The 23,000-nt window shown below is 47.1% G+C and carries 24 protein-coding genes; 6 read left to right on the top strand and 18 right to left on the bottom strand.

Annotated elements, in window-relative coordinates:
• Both H511_RS0110425 and H511_RS0110420 read right to left on the bottom strand, forming a co-directional pair.
• A complete protein-coding gene (locus H511_RS0110425; protein WP_051288059.1) occupies window positions 1-1,140 on the bottom strand; it encodes a transglycosylase SLT domain-containing protein in 1,140 nt (379 codons plus the stop codon).
• A 339-nt stretch (window positions 1,141-1,479) separates the two neighbouring features.
• Window positions 1,480-2,016, bottom strand: coding sequence for an outer membrane beta-barrel protein (locus H511_RS0110420; RefSeq protein WP_036759451.1), 537 nt, complete (start codon window positions 2,014-2,016; stop codon window positions 1,480-1,482).
• 396 nt (window positions 2,017-2,412) lie between these two features.
• Between H511_RS0110420 and cobB the strand changes: the two genes are divergently transcribed.
• Entirely contained in the window at window positions 2,413-3,132 is a 720-nt protein-coding gene (gene cobB / locus H511_RS0110415; RefSeq protein ID WP_027252238.1) for a Sir2 family NAD+-dependent deacetylase, read from the top strand.
• 41 nt (window positions 3,133-3,173) lie between these two features.
• Here cobB and H511_RS0110410 read toward each other — a convergent pair whose 3' ends face one another.
• The 5 genes from H511_RS0110410 to potA all read right to left on the bottom strand — a co-directional run bounded on the left by H511_RS0110410 (window position 3,174) and on the right by potA (window position 8,340).
• A complete protein-coding gene (locus H511_RS0110410; RefSeq protein WP_248616594.1) occupies window positions 3,174-4,196 on the bottom strand; it encodes an extracellular solute-binding protein in 1,023 nt (340 codons plus the stop codon).
• A 245-nt stretch (window positions 4,197-4,441) separates the two neighbouring features.
• Window positions 4,442-5,473 carry an extracellular solute-binding protein gene (locus tag H511_RS0110405; protein ID WP_027252236.1) on the bottom strand — a complete coding sequence of 344 codons (1,032 nt, stop codon included), beginning with the start codon at window positions 5,471-5,473 and terminating at the stop codon, window positions 4,442-4,444.
• 134 nt (window positions 5,474-5,607) lie between these two features.
• The gene (gene potC, locus H511_RS0110400) at window positions 5,608-6,378 is read right to left on the bottom strand and encodes a spermidine/putrescine ABC transporter permease PotC (RefSeq protein WP_027252235.1); all 771 of its coding nucleotides are present in this window, start codon (window positions 6,376-6,378) and stop codon (window positions 5,608-5,610) included.
• A 2-nt stretch (window positions 6,379-6,380) separates the two neighbouring features.
• Entirely contained in the window at window positions 6,381-7,238 is an 858-nt protein-coding gene (gene potB, locus H511_RS0110395) for a spermidine/putrescine ABC transporter permease PotB (protein ID WP_027252234.1), read from the bottom strand.
• Window positions 7,222-8,340, bottom strand: coding sequence for a spermidine/putrescine ABC transporter ATP-binding protein PotA (gene potA / locus H511_RS0110390; RefSeq protein ID WP_027252233.1), 1,119 nt, complete (start codon window positions 8,338-8,340; stop codon window positions 7,222-7,224). The genes potB and potA overlap by 17 nt, the downstream gene beginning before the upstream one ends.
• A gap of 385 nt (window positions 8,341-8,725) precedes the next feature.
• On the opposite strand from potA, the gene H511_RS0110385 reads away from it, so the two are divergent.
• The 5 genes from H511_RS0110385 (at window position 8,726) to H511_RS0110365 (ending at window position 12,213) form a co-directional block, all read left to right on the top strand.
• The gene (locus tag H511_RS0110385; RefSeq protein ID WP_027252232.1) at window positions 8,726-9,532 is read left to right on the top strand and encodes a membrane protein; all 807 of its coding nucleotides are present in this window, start codon (window positions 8,726-8,728) and stop codon (window positions 9,530-9,532) included.
• Window positions 9,533-9,609: 77 nt separating this feature from the next.
• On the top strand, window positions 9,610-10,296 hold the full coding sequence (locus tag H511_RS0110380) for a glucosaminidase domain-containing protein (protein ID WP_248616585.1): 687 nt from the start codon (window positions 9,610-9,612) through the stop codon (window positions 10,294-10,296).
• Window positions 10,297-10,302: 6 nt separating this feature from the next.
• Window positions 10,303-10,968 carry a DUF2987 domain-containing protein gene (locus H511_RS0110375; protein ID WP_036759449.1) on the top strand — a complete coding sequence of 222 codons (666 nt, stop codon included), beginning with the start codon at window positions 10,303-10,305 and terminating at the stop codon, window positions 10,966-10,968.
• Window positions 10,969-11,120: 152 nt separating this feature from the next.
• Window positions 11,121-11,525, top strand: a complete 405-nt coding sequence (locus H511_RS0110370) for an MbcA/ParS/Xre antitoxin family protein (RefSeq protein WP_036759448.1) — start codon at window positions 11,121-11,123, stop codon at window positions 11,523-11,525.
• A 1-nt stretch (window position 11,526) separates the two neighbouring features.
• A complete protein-coding gene (locus H511_RS0110365) occupies window positions 11,527-12,213 on the top strand; it encodes an RES family NAD+ phosphorylase (RefSeq protein ID WP_027252228.1) in 687 nt (228 codons plus the stop codon).
• 43 nt (window positions 12,214-12,256) lie between these two features.
• Here the strand turns inward: H511_RS0110365 and H511_RS0110360 are convergent, their stop codons facing one another.
• From H511_RS0110360 to ccoO, 11 genes are all read right to left on the bottom strand, one after another.
• On the bottom strand, window positions 12,257-13,744 hold the full coding sequence (locus tag H511_RS0110360) for a carboxypeptidase M32 (RefSeq protein WP_027252227.1): 1,488 nt from the start codon (window positions 13,742-13,744) through the stop codon (window positions 12,257-12,259).
• A gap of 481 nt (window positions 13,745-14,225) precedes the next feature.
• On the bottom strand, window positions 14,226-15,155 hold the full coding sequence (ttcA, locus tag H511_RS0110355) for a tRNA 2-thiocytidine(32) synthetase TtcA (protein WP_027252226.1): 930 nt from the start codon (window positions 15,153-15,155) through the stop codon (window positions 14,226-14,228).
• A gap of 288 nt (window positions 15,156-15,443) precedes the next feature.
• The gene (uspE, locus tag H511_RS0110350) at window positions 15,444-16,382 is read right to left on the bottom strand and encodes a universal stress protein UspE (protein WP_027252225.1); all 939 of its coding nucleotides are present in this window, start codon (window positions 16,380-16,382) and stop codon (window positions 15,444-15,446) included.
• Between the two features lie 164 nt (window positions 16,383-16,546).
• The gene (locus H511_RS0110345) at window positions 16,547-17,296 is read right to left on the bottom strand and encodes an FNR family transcription factor (protein WP_027252224.1); all 750 of its coding nucleotides are present in this window, start codon (window positions 17,294-17,296) and stop codon (window positions 16,547-16,549) included.
• 75 nt (window positions 17,297-17,371) lie between these two features.
• Window positions 17,372-18,049: a sulfite exporter TauE/SafE family protein gene (locus H511_RS0110340; protein WP_027252223.1), complete on the bottom strand. Its 678-nt coding sequence runs from the start codon at window positions 18,047-18,049 to the stop codon at window positions 17,372-17,374.
• Window positions 18,046-18,243 carry a cbb3-type cytochrome oxidase assembly protein CcoS gene (ccoS, locus tag H511_RS0110335; protein ID WP_027252222.1) on the bottom strand — a complete coding sequence of 66 codons (198 nt, stop codon included), beginning with the start codon at window positions 18,241-18,243 and terminating at the stop codon, window positions 18,046-18,048. The genes H511_RS0110340 and ccoS overlap by 4 nt, the downstream gene beginning before the upstream one ends.
• Complete coding sequence (locus tag H511_RS0110330; protein WP_027252221.1) at window positions 18,236-20,614, bottom strand: heavy metal translocating P-type ATPase; 2,379 nt, start codon at window positions 20,612-20,614, stop codon at window positions 18,236-18,238. Before H511_RS0110330 ends, ccoS begins: the two co-directional genes overlap by 8 nt.
• A complete protein-coding gene (locus H511_RS0110325; protein WP_027252220.1) occupies window positions 20,611-21,102 on the bottom strand; it encodes a FixH family protein in 492 nt (163 codons plus the stop codon). The genes H511_RS0110330 and H511_RS0110325 overlap by 4 nt, the downstream gene beginning before the upstream one ends.
• Before the next feature lie 120 nt (window positions 21,103-21,222).
• Window positions 21,223-22,200, bottom strand: a complete 978-nt coding sequence (gene ccoP / locus H511_RS0110320; protein WP_027252219.1) for a cytochrome-c oxidase, cbb3-type subunit III — start codon at window positions 22,198-22,200, stop codon at window positions 21,223-21,225.
• A 2-nt stretch (window positions 22,201-22,202) separates the two neighbouring features.
• Window positions 22,203-22,379, bottom strand: coding sequence for a cbb3-type cytochrome oxidase subunit 3 (locus H511_RS0110315; protein ID WP_027252218.1), 177 nt, complete (start codon window positions 22,377-22,379; stop codon window positions 22,203-22,205).
• A 9-nt stretch (window positions 22,380-22,388) separates the two neighbouring features.
• Window positions 22,389-22,997, bottom strand: coding sequence for a cytochrome-c oxidase, cbb3-type subunit II (ccoO, locus tag H511_RS0110310; RefSeq protein ID WP_027252217.1), 609 nt, complete (start codon window positions 22,995-22,997; stop codon window positions 22,389-22,391).
• Window positions 22,998-23,000: the final 3 nt, after the last annotated feature.

The following is a 23,000-nucleotide window of genomic DNA, read 5'->3' as shown; positions in this document are numbered from 1 at the left end:
CTACTTGACTGGAATAAGCAAAAGCTGACCAGCATGGATTTTATTATTCACTAACTGATTAGCTTGTTTTATGTCACTGATCGATGTGTTGTTTAATGTGGCAAGCTTATATAAGGAATCGCCAGGTTCAATATGTCGGACGCTGTATTTATTTTTAACATAGTGTAATTTTTCAGGCTGCTTATAAAAGTGATTGAGTTGCTTTTTGGGTATAAGTAACTGACTTTGTTCCTGCCTTAATGTTAGCCCGGAGGAGTACCCCGGGTTTAGCAGATACAGTGCTTTTCCGGTTAATCCTGCATCACTGGCTATCTGAGCAAGGGGGACTTGCTGTGTTATCGTCACTGAGGTCAGTACAGGGCTGTTGGGTATGTATACCAAAGGAAGAGAGGTATGGCTCTCTTCTTTGATTATCTGGCTTAATGCCAGTAGTTTAGGGACATAGTGCTCTGTTTCCCGGGGTAATGCTAACGACCAGAAGTCGGTTGGTTTACCCAGCGCTTTGTTGGCTTTGATTGCTTTGCGAACTCTGCCTTCACCGGAATTATAAGCGGCAATCGCATGCAGCCAGTTACCATTGAACTTATGATGAAGATATTCCAGTAAATCAAGAGCGGCCTGAGTCGATGCAATAATATCAAGCCTGCCGTCATATCCAGGCCGAAATTGTAATCCGAATGATTTACCTGTTGGTTTCGTGATTTGCCACAGTCCAGCTGCACCTTGCTGTGAATAGGCATAGGGATCAAATGCACTTTCTATAAAAGGCAATAAAACAAGTTCGATAGGTAGATCACGAGATTGGGCATTTTGGTAAATGTAATAAAGAAAGGGTTGAGCGCGCTTTGATACGGTTTTGAGATGTAGTGGCCGGTTCAGATACCACTGCTTATAGTTTCGCACTCTTGCATTGTTTGGTACCGGAAGAGTGCTTTCTTTAGCGAGAATTTGCCAGAGACTTTCTTCTTTGATCATTGATAGCTCAGTTAAGGGAGGCGGCGAATAGTCTGAAGGTAAGCCTGTTGCCAGATAGCGACCATCAATGACATCTTCCGGAATAGGGCATCGCTGACTTTTACTCGCAACCAGCAGCAATGCTTTTTGGAAGGCTTCATTGTGCGTATCATTGGTAACAGACATGGAGCCACAGCCTGTCAGTAACTGGAATGATAAAACCAACAACGGGTAAGCGTTTCTCATAATCGGCCTGCTAACCTTAGTTTGATCGAACCCAGCAATACATTTTTATTGTGTTTTTTTAAGGTATAGCAAGACTGATTTGTCTAACTTGTCTGGTTTTTGATACAGCGCCTGAAAAATTTTGTGGTGATCTTCTGAAAGTATTGGATGCAGGTAGAAAACAACAAGGTGAATAGCAGGGGGAGATGTGAGGCTGGAAGCCGGCCAATAAAGCGAAAAAGGTTGTAATGTATAGAAACTACAACGCCACATTACTGCGGCGTTGTAAGGGCGGAGCTGTCAGAAGTAGAATCTTGTACCAAAAATGAACCGGGTAAAGCTGTCTTCAACACCGTCTTTTGTGACGCTGATATCGTCGGTTGCGATGTTGTAGTTCACTTCTGCACTGATGGCGACATGTGGGTTGATGAAGTATTTCACACCACCTGCGATTTTAATATTCAAAGCAGTGACATCTTCTATATCAAAATCAATGTCATCGTCTTCATCTGCCGATAGGTTAGCGAGCTGAGCAGCAGCGCCAAGGTAAGGAACCCAGTTGCTGTCGTTCGTGAAGTTGTATTCTGTAAACATACCAAGCTGGAAGGTTTTGGTGCTGTCACTCATATTGACATCCAAAACACCGCCGATTTCCCAGTCATCTTTCACAAAATAACCGTAGGTGGTGTTTAAAAGGAATAAATAATCGTCAACATAGTCAAAATCCATACTACCTTGTAAGCCGAATTCTTGCGTACCTTCTTCCAGAGTTACGGCAAGCGCGGCTGGGCTAGCCAACAGTGTTGTAACTAATAATGCCAATGCTTTTTGCTTCATTTCCATCACTCCATTGTTATTGTGATACAGGTGAAGCATAGACGAGACTATTCAAAGTTGCATAAATACTCCAAAGTTTTCATCGTGTTTCACAAAGATACATAAACTATATTATTAATAGTTCTGACGATAAAATTCAGGAAAAATACAAATGACGAAACAACATTTCGCTCAGGCAGAGTCATCCTCTGGATTCTTATTTACGAGACTCATTATTCTTCACCGTTTCCTTTAATGCACTATAACTTTTAATGTGACGAAAATTTTATCACTCGCACCTCAGATATATCTCTTACTGAATATCTCCCCTTACGACTATTGTCTGACAAGGTTAGAGTTATATTGCTGTCCGGTCGATGGTATAACTGTGGTAAACGTTAACAAGGGCAAGGAAAGATGCATTATCCCTATCGAAATATAGTGATCCTCACTGGGGCCGGGATATCAGCCGAGTCGGGGATCAAAACCTTTCGTGACCAGGATGGGCTGTGGGAAAACCACCGTATCGAGGATGTAGCTACACCGGAAGGGTTCAAAAGAGATCCTGACCTGGTGCAATCTTTCTATAACCAGCGTCGTCAACAGTTAGAAAGCGGTACTGTCCAACCCAATGCTGCACATTATGCGCTGTCACGCTTGGAAAGTGAACTCGACGGTACGGTGACAGTGATTACCCAGAACATAGACAATCTGCATGAGAAAGCGGGTAGCCATAATGTCATTCATATGCATGGGGAGTTACTTAAAGCGCAGTGCAGTCAAAGTGGTCAAACTATTGAATGGAGTGGTGATATCTCACTGGATGATAATTGCCATTGCTGCCAGATTCCGGCGCCGTTAAGACCTAATGTTGTCTGGTTCGGTGAAATGCCGCAGGCAATGGACAAGATATATTCTGCGCTGGTTGCGGCTGATCTCTTTATCGCTATTGGTACATCAGGTTCAGTTTATCCGGCGGCAGGCTTTGTTCATGAGGCTGCCATGCACGGAGCCCATACCCTTGAGCTCAACTTAGCGCCAAGCATTGTGGAAAGTGAGTTTGACGAAAAACGCTATGGGCCAGCTTCAAAAATTGTTCCTGAGCTCGTTGATGAGTTGCTAACGTCAACCGACTAGCGCTAAAAAATAAGGCGTCTAACGACGCCTTAAAAGGATGTTTACTGGCCAGCTTTTAGTTTTTGGTAATATTCTTCATACAGCGACACCGCATCACCAACACTGTCCTGCCACTCACCGGCATCCATTACAGCTTGTGGCGGGTAGATGCTCGGGTCATCGACAAATGTTTTTGGCAGCTGATCTTTAGCTGTTGCAACAGGGGTTGGATAGCCAATTTCCAGCGCAACTTTGGCTGCATTTTCTGGTTTGAGCAAAAAGTCGATCATCTTATGTGCGGCATCAACATTTTTCGCGCCAGCCGGAATTGCCAGGCTGTCCATCCAGAAAATGGCACCCTCTTTAGGCCAAACGATATTAATTGGGGCGCCTTCCTGTCGTGCCATGTAGGCAGAGCCATTCCATAACATACCCAGAGAGGTTTCTCCGGCCATGTATGGGTTAGCAGGGTAGTCTGAGTTGAAGACCAGCACGTTGGGCATCAGCTTTTTCAGTTCTTCATAAGCGGCTTTAATTTCGTCAGGATTTTCAGTGTTGGCTGAGTAACCCAGTTTACGCAATGCGATGTGGAAGAATTCACGTGCATCATCCATCATCATCAACTGGCCTTGCCATTTACTGTCCCAGAAGTCACTCCAGCCGGTGATTTCTTTAGCATTGACCATATCTGTGTTCACGCCAATACCTGTCGCACCCCAAATGTACGGAATAGAGTAGTCATTGCCTGGGTCAAAAGGCTTATTCAGGAAGTTAGGATCCAGGTCTTTAAAATGCGACAGCTTAGACTTATCGATTTGCTTCAGCATATTCTCGTTACGCATCTTAGAGACGTAATATGTAGAAGGAACGACCAGATCGTAACCCGAACCGTAGGTCTTCAATTTGGCGTACATAGTCTCATTCGATTCATACGTCGAATAGATGACTTTAATACCGGTTTCTTTGGTGAACGCTTCCAGCACACTGGCTGGGATATATTCAGACCAGTTGTAGAAATACAGCTCTTCGTCTGCAGCCAGTGCTGAATGTGATGTCAGCGACATGGCAAACAGACCGCTGACCATGATTGAAGACCATTTTTTCATTGAGTTACTCCTAACTTCAGAAGCCTTACACAGCATTCTGGTCGCTATAGCAATGCCCACCTCTCTTGCGGACAGGGTGTGTCATTTCAGATGACAAAACATGTCAGAATGAGATATTAACCCATTACTAACGTATGGAATTCATTAAAGAATCAGTGGGAGAGTATAGCAGAGGGGATAAGAAAAAAGGCAACCAAATCAGTTTGGTTGCCTAAAGAAAGCGCTTATTGACCAGCTTTCAGCTTGAGGAAGTTTTCCTCATACAGAATGTTGGCGTCACCGACAGCATTCTGGAACTCACCGCGTTCCAATTCCTCTTTAGGCGGGAACAGAGTCGGGTTGTCTTTATATTTTGCATTTGATGCTGCAACACCCGTCAGATAACCGGTTTCTTCTGAAATTTTCGCAGCAACATCCGGGCGCAACAGGAAGTCGATCATCTTATGAGCAGCTTCAATGTTTTTCGCATTGTTGGTGATCGATAGATTATCTACCCAGTAAATGCCGCCTTCTTTTGGCCAAACCAGTTCAATAGGCAAGCCTTCACGCTGAGCCGCCGCCGCTGAGCCGTTCCACAGCATACCTAAGCCAACTTCGCCAGCCATATAAGGCGCAGCCGGGTTATCCGAGTTGAAAACCAGGACATTAGGCATCAGTTCTTTCAGCTTTTCATAAGCTTCCGCGATTTGTTTTGGATCTGTGGTGTTACCTGAGTAACCCAGAATCTTCAGGGCGATATGGTGAACTTCACGAGTGTCATCCATCAGCATCAGCTGGCCACGATATTTCGGATCCCACAGATCTTCCCAGCTGTCAAAGTCAGCCGGGTCGTACATTTCAGTGTTCACGGCAAGGCCAGTGATACCCAAAACGTGAGGTATAGAGTATTCGTTGTTCGGATCGAACGGCTTATTCAGATAATTCTGATCAAGGTTTTTGAAGTTGCTCAGTTTCGACTTGTCGATTTTCTGCAGCATGCCTTCATCGCGCATTTTGGCGACAAAATAGGTTGAAGGAACAACCAGGTCGTATCCTTCCGGGTGCGCTTTGAGTTTGGCATACATGGTTTCGTTCGACTCATAAGTCGAATAAATGACTTTAATGCCCGTTTCTTTAGTGAACTGTTCACGTAGTTCCGTAGAAATGTACGGACCCCAGTTCATAAAGACTAATTCTTCATCGGCTGCATTGACACTACCAGATACCAGAGTAGCGGCGCATGCGGCGCTGGCCAGAAACGCGGACCATTTTTTCATTGATGTGATAACTCCAAAATCCCTGCCGGGATGGTTAATAAAACAGGAGTCAAACCTTTGTCTCCTGCGTAAACGGCCGAGTTTCCTCGGCCGTATTTCAGTACGATTATCATGCAGATAAAATTAAACGCAACTTATTTCGTCTTGTCCCGCACAATGATTTGCGACAGCACAACCAGGGTCAGCGACACGATCAACATGACAGTGGCCAGTGCATTGACTTCCGGCGAAATACCCACTTTTACCATAGAGTAAATTTTCAGCGGCAGGATCTCATACGTCGGTCCTGTTACGAAAGAACTGACAATCACATCATCAAGTGACAGGGTAAAACTGAGCAACCAACCAGCAAAAACAGCGGGTTTAGCCAGTGGCAGGATGATCTGTTTCAATATGACCCATTCACTGGCGCCCAAATCACGGGCAGCTTCCAGCATTTTCACATCAAAGCCTTTTAAACGGCTATACACTGTCACCACAACGAATGGGAGACAGAAAGTGATATGAGACAGCAGCAGTGTCAGGAATCCCAGTTTCGCCCCCATAAGAATAAAAAGTGCCAGCAGCGAAATTGCCATCACGATATCTGGTGACATCATGACCACAAACAGCATGCCGTTGACAAAACTTTTACCCTTGAACTGGTAACGGAACAGGGCAACGGCAGTCAGACTGCCAATAATGGCAGCTGCCGTTGCAGAGTACACTGCAATGTTGAGTGAGTGCCAGGCTGCCTGCATCAAGCTGTCATTGTTCACAAGCTGCTCATACCACTTGGTGGTAAAGCCACCCCATTTCATGCCAAATTTGCTGGCGTTAAATGAGTTAACAATAAGAATAATGATGGGAATGTACAGGAATGCGTACACTACCGACATCAGACTGACTTTGAAAAAACGTCCCACAGTTAGTCCAACTCCACTTTACGGTTGAGTAGCTTGCCAGCCCGGTAATAGGCATACAGCAGAATTGCCATTGAAATAGTCAGGGCGATACTGGTTGCCGCCCCAAACGGCCAGTCACGCGCATTCAGTACCTGACTCTTAATGACATTACCAATGAGCAGGTTTTTAGCACCACCGAGCAGGTCGGAAATGTAGAACATACCCATTGCCGGCAAAAAGACCAGCAGGCAGCCCGCAATCACGCCTGGCATTGTTAATGGTGCGATAACACGAATAAACGTCTGAACCTTGTTCGCGCCCAGATCGCGAGCAGCTTCAATATAAGTGTTATCCAGCTTTTCAATGGCGGAATACAAAGGCAGCACCATGAAAGGCAGCAGGATATAAACCAGACCAATCATTACCGCATACTCTGTGTACATAATGCGCAGGGGCTTATCAATAATCCCTAATGCCATCAGGCTGCTGTTGAACACGCCCTGGGTACCCAACATGATTTTCAGGCCGTAAGTCCGGATCAATGAATTGGTCCAGAACGGTACGATCACCAGAAACAGCATGAACGGACGCCACTTTACCGGCATTTTCGCGATACTGTAGGCAAACGGATAACCCACCAGCAGGCATAAGATAGTTGCCATGCCAGCCATGTAGAATGAATGCAGCATCACCTGACCATACAAAGGGTCAAACAAGCGTGCGTAGTTTTCCAGCGTGAAGGTTAAATCAATCAGATTCGCATCATCACGAGTCAGAAAACTGGTGCCAATAATCATCAGATTCGGGATGAATACAAAAACCAGTAACCATCCTACAATCACCGAAATGATGATATTTTGCAGATTAAGCTTCTTCGTCATCAGCCAGTACCACTTCCCAACTTTCAACCCAGGTGATCGCTACTTTTTGATCCAGGGAGTGGTCTACATCCGGATCATCTTCGTTAAAGAATTCACTCACCATGACAGATTTGCCCGTTTCGATCTCAACGACCGAATCCAGCGTCATCCCTTTATAGGTACGCTCACGCACATGGCCCATCAGGCCCCAGCTTTCTTCGTTTTCGTTGATTTCTTCCAGACGGATATCTTCAGGGCGAAGCAGCACTTTAAGCGGCGCATGTTGCTGCACATCCAGATCACAATGGATCACGGCCTCACGGCCTTCGACAATGGCTTTAATACGTTTTTCGTCAATACGCTCAACCACAGTGGCATCGAACACATTAATTTCACCGATGAAGCGGGCGACAAACAGGTTGCTTGGCTCTTCATAAATTTCACGCGGTGTGCCGTCTTGTTCAATACGTCCATCACGCATAACAATGATGCGATCTGACATTGACAGGGCTTCTTCCTGATCATGTGTGACGAAGATAAAAGTAATGCCCAGACGACGCTGCAGCTGTTTCAGCTCCAGCTGCATCTGCTTACGGAGCTTATAATCCAGCGCAGAAAGTGATTCATCCAACAGCAGAACTTTCGGCTTGTTCACCACGGCTCGCGCTATGGCAACACGTTGCTGCTGACCACCGGATAACTGATGTGGCTGACGAGGAGCGAACTGCTCCAGCTGAACCATCTGCAAAGCTTCCATCACACGTGGTTTGATCTCTTGCTCTGGCACTTTTTGCATGCGCAGACCAAAGGCAACATTTTCAAACACCGTCATGTGCGGAAATAAGGCATAACTCTGGAATACAGTATTAACATGCCGCTGTTCTGCATGAACGGCAGTCACGTCCTGACCGGCAATAATAATCTGCCCCTGGTCAGCATCTTCAAAACCAGCGATAAGGCGAAGGACAGTGGTTTTACCACAGCCGGAGGGGCCTAAAATGGTTAAAAACTCACCGTCATTCACGTTGAGATCTAACCCGGCGATAATTTGTTTACCGTCAAAGCTCTTGCTCAGCCCTTTGAGCTGAATAACCGGTTCTTTGGATGTGATGTTTGTGTTCAACTCTACCTGGTCTCCACATCGTGCCTGCAATTTTTTGCCTGCATTTTCTTGGTCAATTTCAGGAGCCGGATGATAGACCCCCATAGGTATAATTCAAAGTATTTTTTATATTGTACAGGTGACTTTTTCGTTCATCAGTTTTGCAAATGATTTCAACGGAGTTCATCGCATTATCTGAGGATTTTCAAGGCTAATAATGCAGAATTTAGATTGCAAATTGACTACTGAGCTTAGATGAAATCTGAACAAAACCCTAAATTGAACGATAAATTTCCACCATTTTGAGGCATTGAAGCATTTTTTAACCATGACGCGATTTGTTTAGCGCAAGCGGTAGCGTACAATCGGGCCCATTGTTCTAATTTAATGTGAATCAACTATCTGCATGAGTAATAAAAGTCTTCAGGTTGGCGGCTCAATCGAAAAGGCGCTGTCAGGCAAAGCAGACTTACAGTCTGTTGCGGTACTTCAAGAAGCCTGGAAGGTGACGGCAAAGCATTTTCTGACTTTCTTCCCAGCAATTGCAGGGCTGTTTTTAGCGCAGCTTGCTCTCTTGCTGATCGCGCTGCAAGTGCAACTGGGTAACCCTGCTATTTTCTTTGATGCCATTGTCAGTGGCGAAGGCATTACACCAGAAATCGTTGAAGCGGGTTTTATGGCCAATTTCTGGTCGGATGTATTAAGCGCCCCTTTGTATGCCGGAGTCAGCCTGATAGCGCTGAACCATGCAGTTGGCCTGCCAACCAAGCCGCGCTATTTGGTGAAAGGGTTTCCTTTTGCCGTGGTGTCTGTTGTCACTATGTTGCTGACATCCTCGCTGCAGGGCATAGGTAACGCATTGTTTCCGTTAATTGGGCTGTTTTTAACCATGGCTTTCAGCATGACGATCACACTGGTGTGTGAAAAGCGTGTCAGCCCATTAAAAGCGATCCAGTATTCTGTCGTGGCTACATTCCGTAAAATATTGCCTTTATCTGCTATTTTTCTGGCGGTGCTGGTTTTGTTCTTTATCTCCTTTGCTACCGCAGGCATCGGACTGATCTGGACAATTCCTTTCTTCTTTAACGTGAAAGCAATTGTCTACCGCAATTTGTTTGGTATTACTTTGCAGGTCACAACAGTCGATAAAGGCGGTGACGGTGAAGATCAAGGCAATAAAACAGAAGAAGAAAGCAAGGTATTTAACGCGTGATAAAAAATGTCAGACACTTTGCGGTTGCCGGATGCACATTGCTCTTTGTAGGTTGCGCTGAGCCTGAAAAGCAAGCAGTGAATACCCAAGATGAAGCAACCCGGCCGGATTTTAACGTTATGGAAGACGTTAACCAAAAGAAGCAATCATTTTTCACATTCTTACGTCCGTTCGTGCAGCAAGAGAATGCCAGAGTCAGTCAGGAACGCTCTTTTTTACTGGCCATTCAGACCCAACTGAAAGTCGGGCAGGCGATCAGCCCAAACGATCTCAGTGAAGCCCGTCAGCTTGGTGATGCTTACAATCGCGAACTCACGGGTGACGCTGTCACAGAGCCCTGGCTGGATGCTATGCTGCTTCGCGTAGATATGATCCCTGAAGAGCTGGTATTGAGTCAGGCGGCCAATGAATCGGGATGGGGAACGTCACGGTTTGCCGTTGAAGGGCATAATTATTTTGGACAGTGGTGCTACACCCAAGGCTGTGGCCTGGTTCCCAGTGCCAGAGGAGAAGGCGCGAAGCACGAAGTCGCCGTTTTCTCTGATGCGGCTCAGTCGGTTCACGCTTATTTTATGAATGTGAACCGCAATCGCGCTTATGCGGAGCTTCGGGATATCAGAGCGAACGAGCGTGCGGCAGGTCAACCCGTTACCGGGGTAAAGCTTGCGGAAGGACTGCACCGATACTCTGAACGTGGACAGGAATACGTGGATGAAATCCAGGGTATGATCCGTCATAACAAACAATTTTGGCAACAGGGCTAACCGTTGATGAGCACTTCATTTATTAAAACTCTTCTTCTTACTTCCGGCCTGCTCGCTCTTTCCGGTAACGTCTGGGCACAGAACATTGAGATGCGCTACAGCAACCTTTTCGGCAAACTCAAGCACAATGTTGCTGAGTCTCACCCTGATGTGAACATTGCCTTGTATCTGATCAATCAGCAAACCGGTGAAACCTGTACTGTCCGCAAAGGCTGGATGCAAAAAGAAGAGCATTATGAAGAGCTCGTCATTCCTGCCGATAATGCCCTGATAGTGCCAATCGACAATAACTTGCGGCAGGCGAATCCTGACGTCACTTTTGTGATAGATGACGGAATCACCTGCGATGTGTCTATGCAGGTGATCGTCAGCAAGCCTTTAGGGTTAGCTATCAACAAAGCAGCGTTGGATAGTCTGCTGCCACAAATGGACATACTCTTAAATGATTTAGGTGGGATGTTTTCATCCTGGTTTATGCCAGAGGTCAGCGGTGTCGTGATGCATTTTGCTCACATGGAGACGGGTGTTATCACTGTTTCTGACGATACCGTCATCCCCATCGAAGCGGGGAAAGCGATTGTGAAAGTCAGGCAACTCCCTGAAAATACTGTGTTGACCTTACCATCACCAGCAATTCGCATTACGCCCTGGCTGGAATCATCCCCGCAATAACTTCTCCGCCATCTGGGGCTGATCACGGCGTTGGTCAGCCCGGTCTCTGTTTTACATTGATGACTGCTTGATATCTCCGGTCTCAACATTTTGTTCATTTATAGACTTAATGCTAAACTAAGTCCATAAATGGACAATCTGAGGCGGTGATCATGAACACCCGTACCGTGGCGGCGAATGAGCCGATTGAACATGCAGGCAATAAGGTACTGCCAGTCGTTTTCAACATTCTGGATAAGTGGAGTTGCAGCCAGAATCAGCAGATGGCTCTGCTTGGTTTATCAAGCCGCTCAACACTGAACAAATACCGTGCCAGCCCTGAGTCGGCCAAAGTGTCTAAAGACTTGCTGGAGCGGATGAGCTACATACTGAATATTCATAAATGCCTGCGCATTTTATTTACCCATGAAGACAGTGTTTATCAATGGGTGCAGAAGCCTAATTCACACCCGTTTTTTGCCGGGCGAAGTGCGATGGAAGTGATGGGCCAGGGTAAGGTTGCCGATTTGTACGAAGTGGCTACACGGTTGAACGCCTGGCGCGGAGGACGGTCCTGACATGCAGAACGCATACACTCTCAAGCACTTCAGGGAGCAGCCATGCTATCGACTAATTCCCTCCAAGTATCCGCCAATCAATTTGTATGAAGATGTCGCTGAGCCTGATCAACTGGAAGCTATTTTTGCCGTTGAAGCCCTGACCAATCCTCGTCTGGCTGAGGAAACAGGGCAGTTTGCTCGTGTACCGGTCGAGGAAAGGCTGGTCGGTATTCCTCACTGCAGCTATGTGATGGCCGCCTTTACCCATGTAAATCCGGATGGGGGTCGTTTTAATACCGCGGACTTTGGCGCGTATTATGCGGCAAGGGATATTAATACGGCGATCAAGGAAACGAGCTATCATATGGAGCGGATACTGGGGTACACCCAGGAGCCGTCACAGGATATCCAGATGAGAAGTATACAGGCTTGGTTTTCTGCCGCTTTGGTTGATTTTACAGAGAAGACGCATCTGGATTCTGCGCTTTACCACCCCACGAATTATGCGCATTCTCAGGCTGAGGCGATAACGATGAAGGAAGCAAGACAAGACGGTGTTTTGTATCACTCCGTACGGCACCGGGGCCATGATTGTTTTGCCTTGTACAAGCCAAACCTGGTCAGCAAGGTTTGTCAGTCCAATCATTATGTGTACAAATGGAATGGCAGTGCCATCAATACTGTACTGGAAATCAGTATGGTATAAAAAAAGGGCCATGAGGCCCTTTTGGATTTACAACTTTGTTACGTTAGTCTTCGAGGTAGCGACTTTCAAGGTGCGCTTTGAAATGATCCGGGTTCAGGGTTTCGCCGGTCGCTTCTTTCAGCAGGTTATCTGTTGAAAGGAAGCTGGCTTTTTTCCAGATATGCCTGTCTAACCAGTTGAAGATAGGCTGAAGGTTACGTTCACGAATGAGGTTTTCCACATTCATTTCACGGCGCATGGCCGCCATGAACTGAGCCGCATACATAGCACCCAGAGTGTAAGACGGGAAATAGCCAAAGCTGCCGTCTGTCCAGTGGATATCCTGCATACAGCCGTCAGTAAAGTTACCTTTGGTCGATAACCCCAGATACTCAGTCATCTTCTTGTCCCACAACTCAGGGATATCTGCTACTTCGATTTTGCCTTCAATCAAATCGCGTTCAATTTCGTAACGTAAAATGATGTGTGCAGGGTAGGTCACTTCATCGGCATCGACTCGGATATAGCCAGGTTCGACCCGGGTACTGAACAATGCCAAATTGTCGGTGCTCAGCGCCTTGTCGTTATTACGGTCAAATGCTTCGCGAGCTAACGGGGCGAGGATTTCAATAAAAGGCTTACTGCGCGAAAGCTGCATTTCAAAAAACAGGCTTTGTGACTCATGAACGCCCATTGAGCGTGCCTGACCCACAGGCAAACCATGCCACTGCTCAGGGAGTCCTTGCTCGTAACGGGCATGGCCAGTTTCGTGGATAACCCCCATGAGTGCACTGGTAAAGTCAGCTTCATCATACCGGGTGGTAATGCGGACATCGGTCGGCACACCGCCACAAAACGGGTGCGCACTCACGTCCAACCGGCCGTGTCTGAAATCAAATCCTAATTTGCCCATGATATCCAGACTCAATGCTTTCTGTTGAGCTATCGGGAAAGGGCCTTTAGGAGTAATAACCTGATCACTGGCTTGTTTCGCTCTGACTTGTTGAATCAATGCGGGTAGCCATGTTTTCACCTGACCAAATATAGAATCAATTTTCTCGCACGTCATGCCAGGTTCATACAGATCCATCATAGCGTCATAACGGCTTAACCCCGTTGCCTCAGCCCGAATCTGCGCTTCTTCTCTTGCCAGCTTAACAACGGCTTCAAGGTTCTGGCTGAACTCATGCCAATTATTTTCTTTACGTTGCGTTCGCCAGGCATGTTCGCACTTTGAACCGGCGAGCGATTTTTTCTCCACCAGATCAGCCGGCAGGATATTGTCATTCTGCCAGGAACGTTTCATCTCTTGCAGGCTGACTTTTTGTTCTTTGGACAAAGATTCGGTTTCGGCTTTGGCGAACCAGTCAGCCAGAGAAGGAGCCGTTGCGAGTTCATGATGAATAAGAGCCAGTTCAGCCATTGCTTCAGAGCGTGCGGCATTTCCGCCTTCGGGCATTTTTGCAGCCTGATCCCAGCTGCAGATAGCGGATAAGTGAGAAATCTTGGAAAGCTTTTTAGCGTGTTGTTCCAGTTTCTGATAGTAAGTCATTTTTAATCCTTTATATTGACTTAGTAGCGTGCAGGACGGCTACAGACTTAATTGGATCTCACTCGGTTTCAGGCTCGCTTGCAAAATGTCAGAGTATGAAGATGCAACTCAGAATGAGACGACTCGTAACCTGTAGAAATCATTCGCAGGAATAGCTGGTTATGAGCGCGAATCATATTGCGCAACGTACCACTGAGCAGGGTAGCGTTGCGTATCACTGCGAGTACCTGAACGCATAAGTATCTATAGTATGATACGGATATAACTGCCATATACCAGACTGTTCTTAGCAATTTTTTTGGTTTTTTGTTAACAAATCTTTATATGTTGTGATGATTTTGGGGTGGTTTTTAGTGTTTTCGGCTATATCGTTTCAGCCAGGCGTGTTAGATAGCAATATGTCTGCCAGGTATTTTTACCAGCGTCAGTGATAAATGGATGAAAAAAGCCGCAATGTCTGCGGCTTTGATAGATGGAAAAGTTAATTAACCTGCAAAATATCCAATTTTTCACCCGGATCAAATTCACTGGCACCTTCGGAAGAGACGGGTGAGCTTGGTAAGTCTTCTTTATCAAAAGCAATATCACCGCCGTTAATCGCCCCTGATTCCTTGTCGATTGACTTAAAGTCAAAAAGGTTAAAGTCTGCCAGGTGCGAAGGCACGACGTTTTGCATGGCGGTGAACATAGTCTCAATACGTCCCGGATACCGTTTATCCCAGTCACGCAGCATTTCTTTGATAACCTGACGCTGAAGGTTTGGCTGCGAGCCACAAAGATTGCACGGGATGATCGGGAACGCTTTCATTTCGGTGTAGCGTTCAATGTCTTTTTCGCGGCAATAGGCGAGCGGACGAATCACCACATGTTCGCCATTATCCGAGACCAGCTTAGGTGGCATACCTTTCATTTTGCCGCCGTAGAACATGTTCAGGAAAAGTGTCTCCAGCATGTCATCGCGGTGGTGACCCAGCGCAATTTTAGTTGCACCTATTTCCTTCGCCGTCCGGTACAAAATACCGCGACGCAGACGGGAGCAGAGAGAACAGGTCGTTTTACCTTCCGGCACTTTCTCTTTGACTATGGAATAAGTATCTTCATTCACAATCTTGTACGGAACACCCAGAGATTCAAGATATTCAGGCAAGATATGCTCAGGGAAGCCAGGCTGTTTTTGATCTAGGTTCACTGCAATCAGTTCAAAGCTGACAGGGGCACTGCGCTGCAGGCTGCTCAACATTTCCAGCATGGTATAGCTGTCTTTACCACCAGACAGGCAAACCATAATGCGATCACCATCTTCGATCATATTAAAATCAGCAATCGCCTGGCCCGTATTCCGGCGCAGTTTCTTTTGCAGCTTATCGAAGTTGTATTTCTGTGCCTTTGTAAGCTCTTGATTCTGAGTCATTGCTTCTCTCTTTCGCATCGATTGAATCACGCTGCCAACCGACGGTAAATGCATTGAGCACGATGATATAAGTCGTCATGAAATATCATCGGTAAAGGTTACCGTGAGCAGGGTTCGCGCGACCTGTGCTCACTGGCAAATTTCATGGCGGGTATGATACGGATTCCAGCGTCGGATTCCAGCGTGATTTTCATCTTAATTGATAATTAAGCGGGTAAATGGCAGTTTGAGCGATTGTTGTCGGTGAAAAGCACGCCTGCGGGTTAAAGGCGTGCTTTCAGAGCAAGATTATTGGTTAGGATCCAGAGGGCTGATGTAGCCGTCGGGTTTAAGGGCAAGCAAGTCGCAGTTGAGGCTGTCAATGGTGTGCTCAGCTGTATTGCCGATGAAGACAGCAGAAAGCCCGGTCCGGCCGGTGGTGCCCAGTATGACGAGTTCTGCATCTAACTCTTCTGCGACTTTCGGGATTACGTCTTCAGGCAATCCTTCAACGACATGGGTTTTATCTTCATCAATACCGTGTTTTTGCCTCAGTGCCTTCATCGATGTCAGATGGTGGCCACGTACCGCATCTGTGTAGGTTGCAGGGTCAAATTCAGGTAATTCAATCGTAATGTTAACCGGGGTAGCGGGATAGGCGTTGACCAGATTGACTTCAGCAACCAGTACTTCTGCCATGTTCTTAGCTTCGTTGATGATTTTATCGTTCAATGTTTCGTGAGTATCGCTCTCTGCCGCTAAGTTGACACAAGCCAGTACCTTACCGTTCTCGGGCCAGCTGTGCTCTTTAACCAAAAGCACGGGGCATGGACATTTGCGTAATAAATGCCAGTCGGTAGGGGTAAAAATCACGGAGCCGATTTTGTCGTGTTTATGGGTGGCTTTTATCAGTAGGTCGTGATGATGGCTGTACACCTCGGCGATAACGGCTTCATAGGGGCGATTGTGCCACACAACAAGGATGTCGATATCAACACCGGCGCTGACATGAGGGCGGATAATGTCTTTTAACCATTCTTCACGCTGTTGGATAACCCCGCGCCGCATGGCCTGACGCTCGTCCGACGAGAGCATGGATGTCATTTCGTAAGAAAAATCGTAAATGGCAAGGAATACAGTGATGTGAACATTCTCACTCTTTTCAGCGAGGTGCACTGCGCGTGACAAAGCCGGTTGGTTGTCTTGCAGTGGGTCGGCCACTACGAGGATGTTTTTGTATGAGTTCATAACTGCCCCCTGTCTCAACGGATTCGCAATCGACCTGATCTGAAAAACTGTTTGTATTCAGATTAGTATATTCACTGTAACGGATTGCTGCGAGGAAATGGAGGACTTTGAAGAGGAATTACAGTAAAAATTGATGGGCATCAAGCCCATCAATTTTAATAAAACTATTTACAGTTAGTCGCACCTGCAAGCTGAGCTAACTGCTCACGATCAAGAACCGTGATGTACTTGCCTTTCACGCCAATGATTTCGGACTTTTGGAAACGGCCCAACAGACGGCTGATGGTTTCAACTGTCAACCCCAGATAGTTACCAATATCTCCACGGGTCATAGTCAGCCGGAATTCGCGGGCAGAAAACCCACGTTCTGAGAAACGGCATGATAAATCATAGAGAAACGCTGCCAGACGCTCTTCGGCATTTTTCTTAGAGAGCAGCAGGATCATATTCTGATCACTTTTAATTTCGCTGCTCATCAGACGCATAATTTGTTGTCTGAGCTTAGGCATTTTACCGGCAAGATCGTCCAGTGTTTCAAACGGAATCTCACATACCATAGAAGTTTCAAGAGACTGGGCAAAACTTTGGTGTTTATGGTCGTTGATAGCGTCAAAACCCACCAAGTCGCCAGCTAAATGAAAAGCGGTAATTTGTTCGTCGCCTTGCTCGGTGATGGTATAGGTTTTCACTGTGCCTGAACGGATCGCGTACAGCGCTTTCAGCTCGTCCCCGGCTTTAAACAGTTCCTGGCCCTTATGGATGGGTTTTTTTCGCTCAATAATGCTGTCCAGCTGATCTAACTCTGCGTCATTGAGAGTAAAAGGGATGCATAACTGACTGATACTGCAGTCCTGACAATGGATAGCACATCCACCGGATTGAATGCGTTTTGTGGAGATTTTATCTGAATTCATAAACTGTGGCCTGACCAAGTTCGGATACTCGGGTCACTCTACCACACTCTTATTCACAATGACGAGTATAAAACATTAGGAAAATTGTGTGATTGCGACATAGCCTGTGTGGATACCGTATGCCAATAACAGTAATGCACTGGTTTTCTTAAATATCTGATTGGAAAGCCATTGTTTAAGCATTTCTGCAAAGCTGCCAACTAACAGCATGGCAGGCAGCGTTCCCAGACCAAAGGCAAGCATAACGCCGGCACCAGAACCTGCATTACCAGCCACAGCCGCCCAACTTAACATTGAGTAGACTAATCCGCAGGGTAGCCAGCCCCATACCAGTCCAAACGGAAAAGCTGCCAGGGGAGACTTGAGCGGTAACATCGACTTGGCTAAAGGTGAGATTAAACGCCAGAGTGATTGGCCGAGAGCTTCAATTTTGGTGACCCCTTGCCACCACTGGCCAAGATACAGGGCGAGAAGAATCATCATCACTGCAGCGAAAATACGCAGGAAAAGGAGAGCAGTGCTTAATCCACTCAACGCTGCCATACCTGCCACTGCGCCACCAATAACAGCTCCGGCTGCTGCGTAAGAAATCAGGCGTCCGGCGTTATAGCAGAGCAAGTAAGGAAAACGGCGGCTTTGTTGCTGGCCTGGCATACCTAAAGTAATAGCGGCAGCGATACCGCCACACATCCCCAGACAATGGCCTGCACCCAGCAGGCCAATAACAAAAGCAGCGAAGAAATCTGTGTTCACTGTTTATCCTTGCCTGTCTGTTCATCATCCGTTTTTTGCGCGGGTTGTTTCTCTTCATTCTCATCAAACAGGATGTCGTATCCCTGTCTTTCGAGGTCTTCAAACTGTTCTGATTTGACGGCCCAGATAAAAATGGCAACGGCAATGCAGACGAAGATGATTGCAATCGGGATGAGTAAATACAGGCTAGCCATCTTCTTTCAATAACCTCAGTGAATTAGAGACAACAATGATGGAGCTGGCAGACATGCCTAATACGGCAATATAAGGGGCAACCAGTCCGGCAACAGCCAGAGGCAGAATAACAAGGTTATATCCTAATGCCCATGACAGATTTTCCCGAATGATCTTCTTGGTTTTCATCGCCAGGCGTCTGGCTTCCAGCACCCGGTTTAAGTGATCGCCAAGTAAAACCATATCAGCAGACGATTTGGCAACATCTGTACCTCCACCCATCGCAAGTGACAGATGAGCGCCAGCCAGCACCGGTGCATCATTAACGCCGTCACCAATCATCAGGGCGACCTGATCTTTGCCAAGACTGTTGAGGTAATTGAGTTTACCTTGTGGGGTCGCGCCGCTAATCAGCTTGTCTACAGAAAGCGTTTTTGCCACGCGAGCGGCATTGTCGGAGTTATCGCCCGTCAGCATGGTGACCTGAATCCCTTCGGCCTGAAAGGCACTGACCAGTGACTGGCTGTCGTGCCGGATGGGATCATCCAACTGGAAAGCAGCGATAGCTTTACCGTTACAGGTCAGCCAGACCTGAAAGTCCTGATCTGGAGAAGGAGCGTTTTCACCGTTTAACGCAAAAGCCTGTTTGCCGATTCGCCATTCATTTCCCTCTCTTCGGCCTTTGAGGCCAAAGCCGATCTCGTTCTCAACCTCATCAAAGGAAAAGGCTGCATTTCGATAACCAGAAAAAGCCCGGGCAATAGGGTGGTTTGCAAAGCGTTCCAGCTCAGCAGCGATGCTCAGTACCTCTGTTTCATCGTATCTGTCAAAGCAGACTGTTTGGATAATTCTGACATTGCCTTCCGTTAAGGTGCCGGTTTTATCAATAACCAGCTGGTTCACATTACAGAGTGTTTCCAGAACATGCCCGCGCCGCAGCAGTATACCCAGGCGGCCAAGACGCGATGTCGCGCAAGTCAGCGCAGTTGGTGTCGCCAGTGACAGAGCACAAGGGCAGGTGGCGACCAGTACGGCTAATGTAATCCATAACGCATCATCGGGTTTTACCTGATGCCAGTAAAGCCAGGTCCCGGCTGCAATGATAAGAATCACAGCAACAAAATAGCGGGCTACCACGTCAGCAATTTCGGCAATTTTGGGCTTTGTTGCCTGTGCTTCATCCTGAAGACGAATGATGTTAGAAATAAGGGAGTGCTGGCGGTCCTGAGTGACTTTTACGGTCAGGTTACCGTCACCGTTAATGGTGCCAGCATACACAGTATCATCTTTGCCTCTGCGGACGGGGAGCGGTTCGCCGGTCAGCATTGACTCGTCGACCACACTGTTCCCAGACACAATAATCCCATCGGCAGGTAAGCTTTCTCCGGGTAAGACGGTGACAACGTCACCAGCCTTTAGGCTTTTGGCTGCAATCTGACGACCATTTACCAAATTTGCCATAGCCGGAATCAATTTAAGCAGGTTGGCACTGGCTGCAGCTGCTTTACGGCGCGCCCGCATCTCAAGATAGCGGCCGATTAATAAAAAGAAAGTAAACATCGAAATGGATTCGAAGAACACTTCGCCCTTTGCTGTGACAGTGGCATAAAAGCTGGCCACGTAAGCAAAGATCAACGCAATAGAAACAGGGACATCCATGCCTAATGTGCGTGCTTTGAGGTTCCGCCAGGCATTTAAGTAGAAAGGTAATGCCGAGTAGAGAAGTACCGGGGTGGCGAAAAGAAGGCTGACCCAGCGGAAATAGTTTCGGAAGCTTTCATCCAGATCACCAAATACCTCAAAGTACAGCGCAACCGCCAGCATCATCACCTGCATACTGGCTAAGCCGGCGATACCTAAACGGTACAGGTAGCTCTTCATCGTATTGTGGTAATGCTGCTCTTGGTTATCCGCCTCAAAAGGGGCCGCTTTGTAGCCTAAACGGTGAATGGCGGACAAAAGAGTGCTAAGTTTAGTATGCTCGGGGTTCCAGCTGAGCAGAGCGCGGTGCGTGGTGGTATTGACGCGAATGTTAACTAAGCCTGTTTCGCGTTTGAGTTGTCGTTCAATTAACCATGCACAGGCGGCACACGACACACCTTCGAGTGACAATGTCACTTCATGTGTGTTGTCGCTGGTCCTGACAAAGTCTTGCTGAATCTCTTCGTTGTCATAAAGGGCAAGGGACTGTAATTGCTGAGGGACCAGATCGGCTTTATCTGCTGTTGCGGTCCGGTACTCATAATAGGATGTCAAACCACTGTCGACTATGGTGCTTGCCACAGCGTGGCAGCCCGGGCAGCACATACTGCGTGCTGCTCCCAGAATGTCGACCGTTAAATGGGTATCGTGTGGTACAGGATCACCACAGTGGTAGCAAGAGGTTGTCATCCTTTGTTTTGTCCATACAGCTTAATAGGATCGGATGAGGGCAGGTTAAGACGGCCATTCAGCATCCATTCTCCCTGAAACGGCTCTACTTCGACAAACCATGGGCCGTTAATCGGCTCTGGTGCTGTAAATCGGTAGCGGCCTTTTTGGTCCGGGCTGATCATCTGGGTAAAGTCTTTTTCCGCTAAGGTGCGGTGAGTAAAAAGCACTCGCAGGGTCGGAAAATCAGGCAATTCACCTTTATCGAGAGATAGGATGATATCTTGCTCTGTAACCTTGATATCCGCCTTTATTTTCAGGGCGTCGGCGACACGCAGCCGCGAAAAGTCCTGATTGATGCCTTTTCCTTTCTTGTAATAGTCTTCAGCAACCAGATCCACTTTGTTCTGAGAGAATATATACAGCGCAGTCATGCTGTATGTAATGGATAAGGCTGGAATCGCAATTATGAACCAGGGCCAAAACTGCTTATACCATGGCTTTTGCATTGTGAATCCTTTTAGTATCTATAAAAAGAGCCCCTGATTTTAGCAGGAGCCCTATGACTTAGCTTCAGTGAAATTGTCAGCAAACGTCAACAATTAACTGATTCGTAACAGAAATCAGGATTACTGCCCGTTGTTGCTCAGGCCCCATACATAAGCAGAGATAAGCTGAACTTTTTCTTCGCCCAGAATGTTATCCCAAGCCGGCATGACGCCCTGACGACCGTGAGTAATAGTATCAACGACCGCACGACGTGAGCCACCATATAACCAGATATTATCTGTCAGGTCAGGCGCACCAAATGCAGGGTTACCTTTACCATCGGTACCGTGACAAGCCGCACATACCACAAAGCGTTGTTTACCCGCCGCGGCTTCTTTGGCATTCACTTTACGGCCAGACAGGCTCAGAGCGTAACTTGTTACTTCTTGTACACCGTCTTCGCCTAAGGTGTCAATCCATGCAGGCATAGCGCCTGTACGGCCATGCATGATGGTGGTTTTGATGGTTTCAGCTTCACCGCCATACAACCAATCGTTATCGGTCAGGTTAGGGAAACCCTGCTGACCACGCGCATCAGAGCCGTGGCACTGAGCACAGTTCTGCAGGAACAAGCGCTGACCTACACGGCGAGCATCTTGATCGGCTGCAATTTCTTCGATTGGACGAAGGTTGTTACCAGACTCGTCATAGGCAAGGGTTTTAAACAGCTCGCCATAAGCTCGTTCTGCATCACCCAATTCTTTGGCATATTGATCAAGCTCTTGCGCTTGCTGAGAGTTAGCAATAGATGCTTTTGACTCAGCTACTGTGCGAATAGTCTGATCTGAACTCTGCCACCCCAAAAGCCCCTTAAAGTTGCCCAGGCCAGGATATAGCGCCAGATATACCAAAGAAAAAACAATGGTTCCCCAGAACATATAAGACCACCACTTAGGTAGTGGGTTATTGATCTCGCGAATACCATCGTATTCGTGGCCCATGTCCTCACCTTCTTCAACACCCATTTTGTCCTTGCTACACCAAGCAAGAATGGCAGCAATTGCAGCCAGGGTGCCAAGCGTGATGACGATGATCCATACACTCCAAAACGTCGACATTCTTATTTGCTCCTGTCTTTTTCACGCGTGGCCACATCCTTCTCCTCGTCTGCAAATATCAAATTAGCAGCTTCGTCGAATTGGGATTTACGGCGTTTACTGTAGGCCCAAAGGACAATACCAATAAAGCTACCGAACAGAATCACAGTCCAGATACTATGAATGGTTCCGATATCCATGGTGCCTCCTTATTTCATCGCGTGACCTAGAGACTGAAGGTAAGCAATAAGTGCGTCCATTTCAGTCTTGCCTTTCACATCATCACCTGCATTCGCAACTTGTTCGTCAGTGTAAGGTACACCGAACTTATCGCGGAATAAGGCAAGTTTTTTAGAGGTTATTTCGCCATCCAGTACATTTTCTTCCAACCAAGGGAAACCGGGCATGTTAGATTCTGGTACTACATCGCGGGGGTTACGCAAGTGTACACGGTGCCATTCATCGGAATAACGGCCGCCTACACGAGCCAGATCCGGACCTGTACGCTTAGAGCCCCACAGGAATGGATGCTCCCAAACACTTTCACCAGCAACAGAATAATGACCATAACGTTCAGTTTCTGAACGGAATGGGCGAATCATCTGGCTATGGCACACAGTACAACCTTCACGGATGTAAATGTCACGGCCTTCCATTTCCAGCGCGGTGTAGGGTCGCAGATTTTCTACTGGCTCAGTTGTTTGTTCCTGATAAATCAGGGGCGTGATTTCTACCAGCGCACCCAAACTGATTGCAATCACAATCAGGATGGCCAGCAAACCAACATTTTTTTCAACAAGTTCGTGACGAAAGCTCATCAG

It is taken from the genome of Photobacterium halotolerans DSM 18316, assembly GCF_000425165.1.
GTDB classification, from domain to species: domain Bacteria; phylum Pseudomonadota; class Gammaproteobacteria; order Enterobacterales; family Vibrionaceae; genus Photobacterium; species Photobacterium halotolerans.
This window is presented reverse-complemented; position numbering and strand designations above follow the sequence as displayed.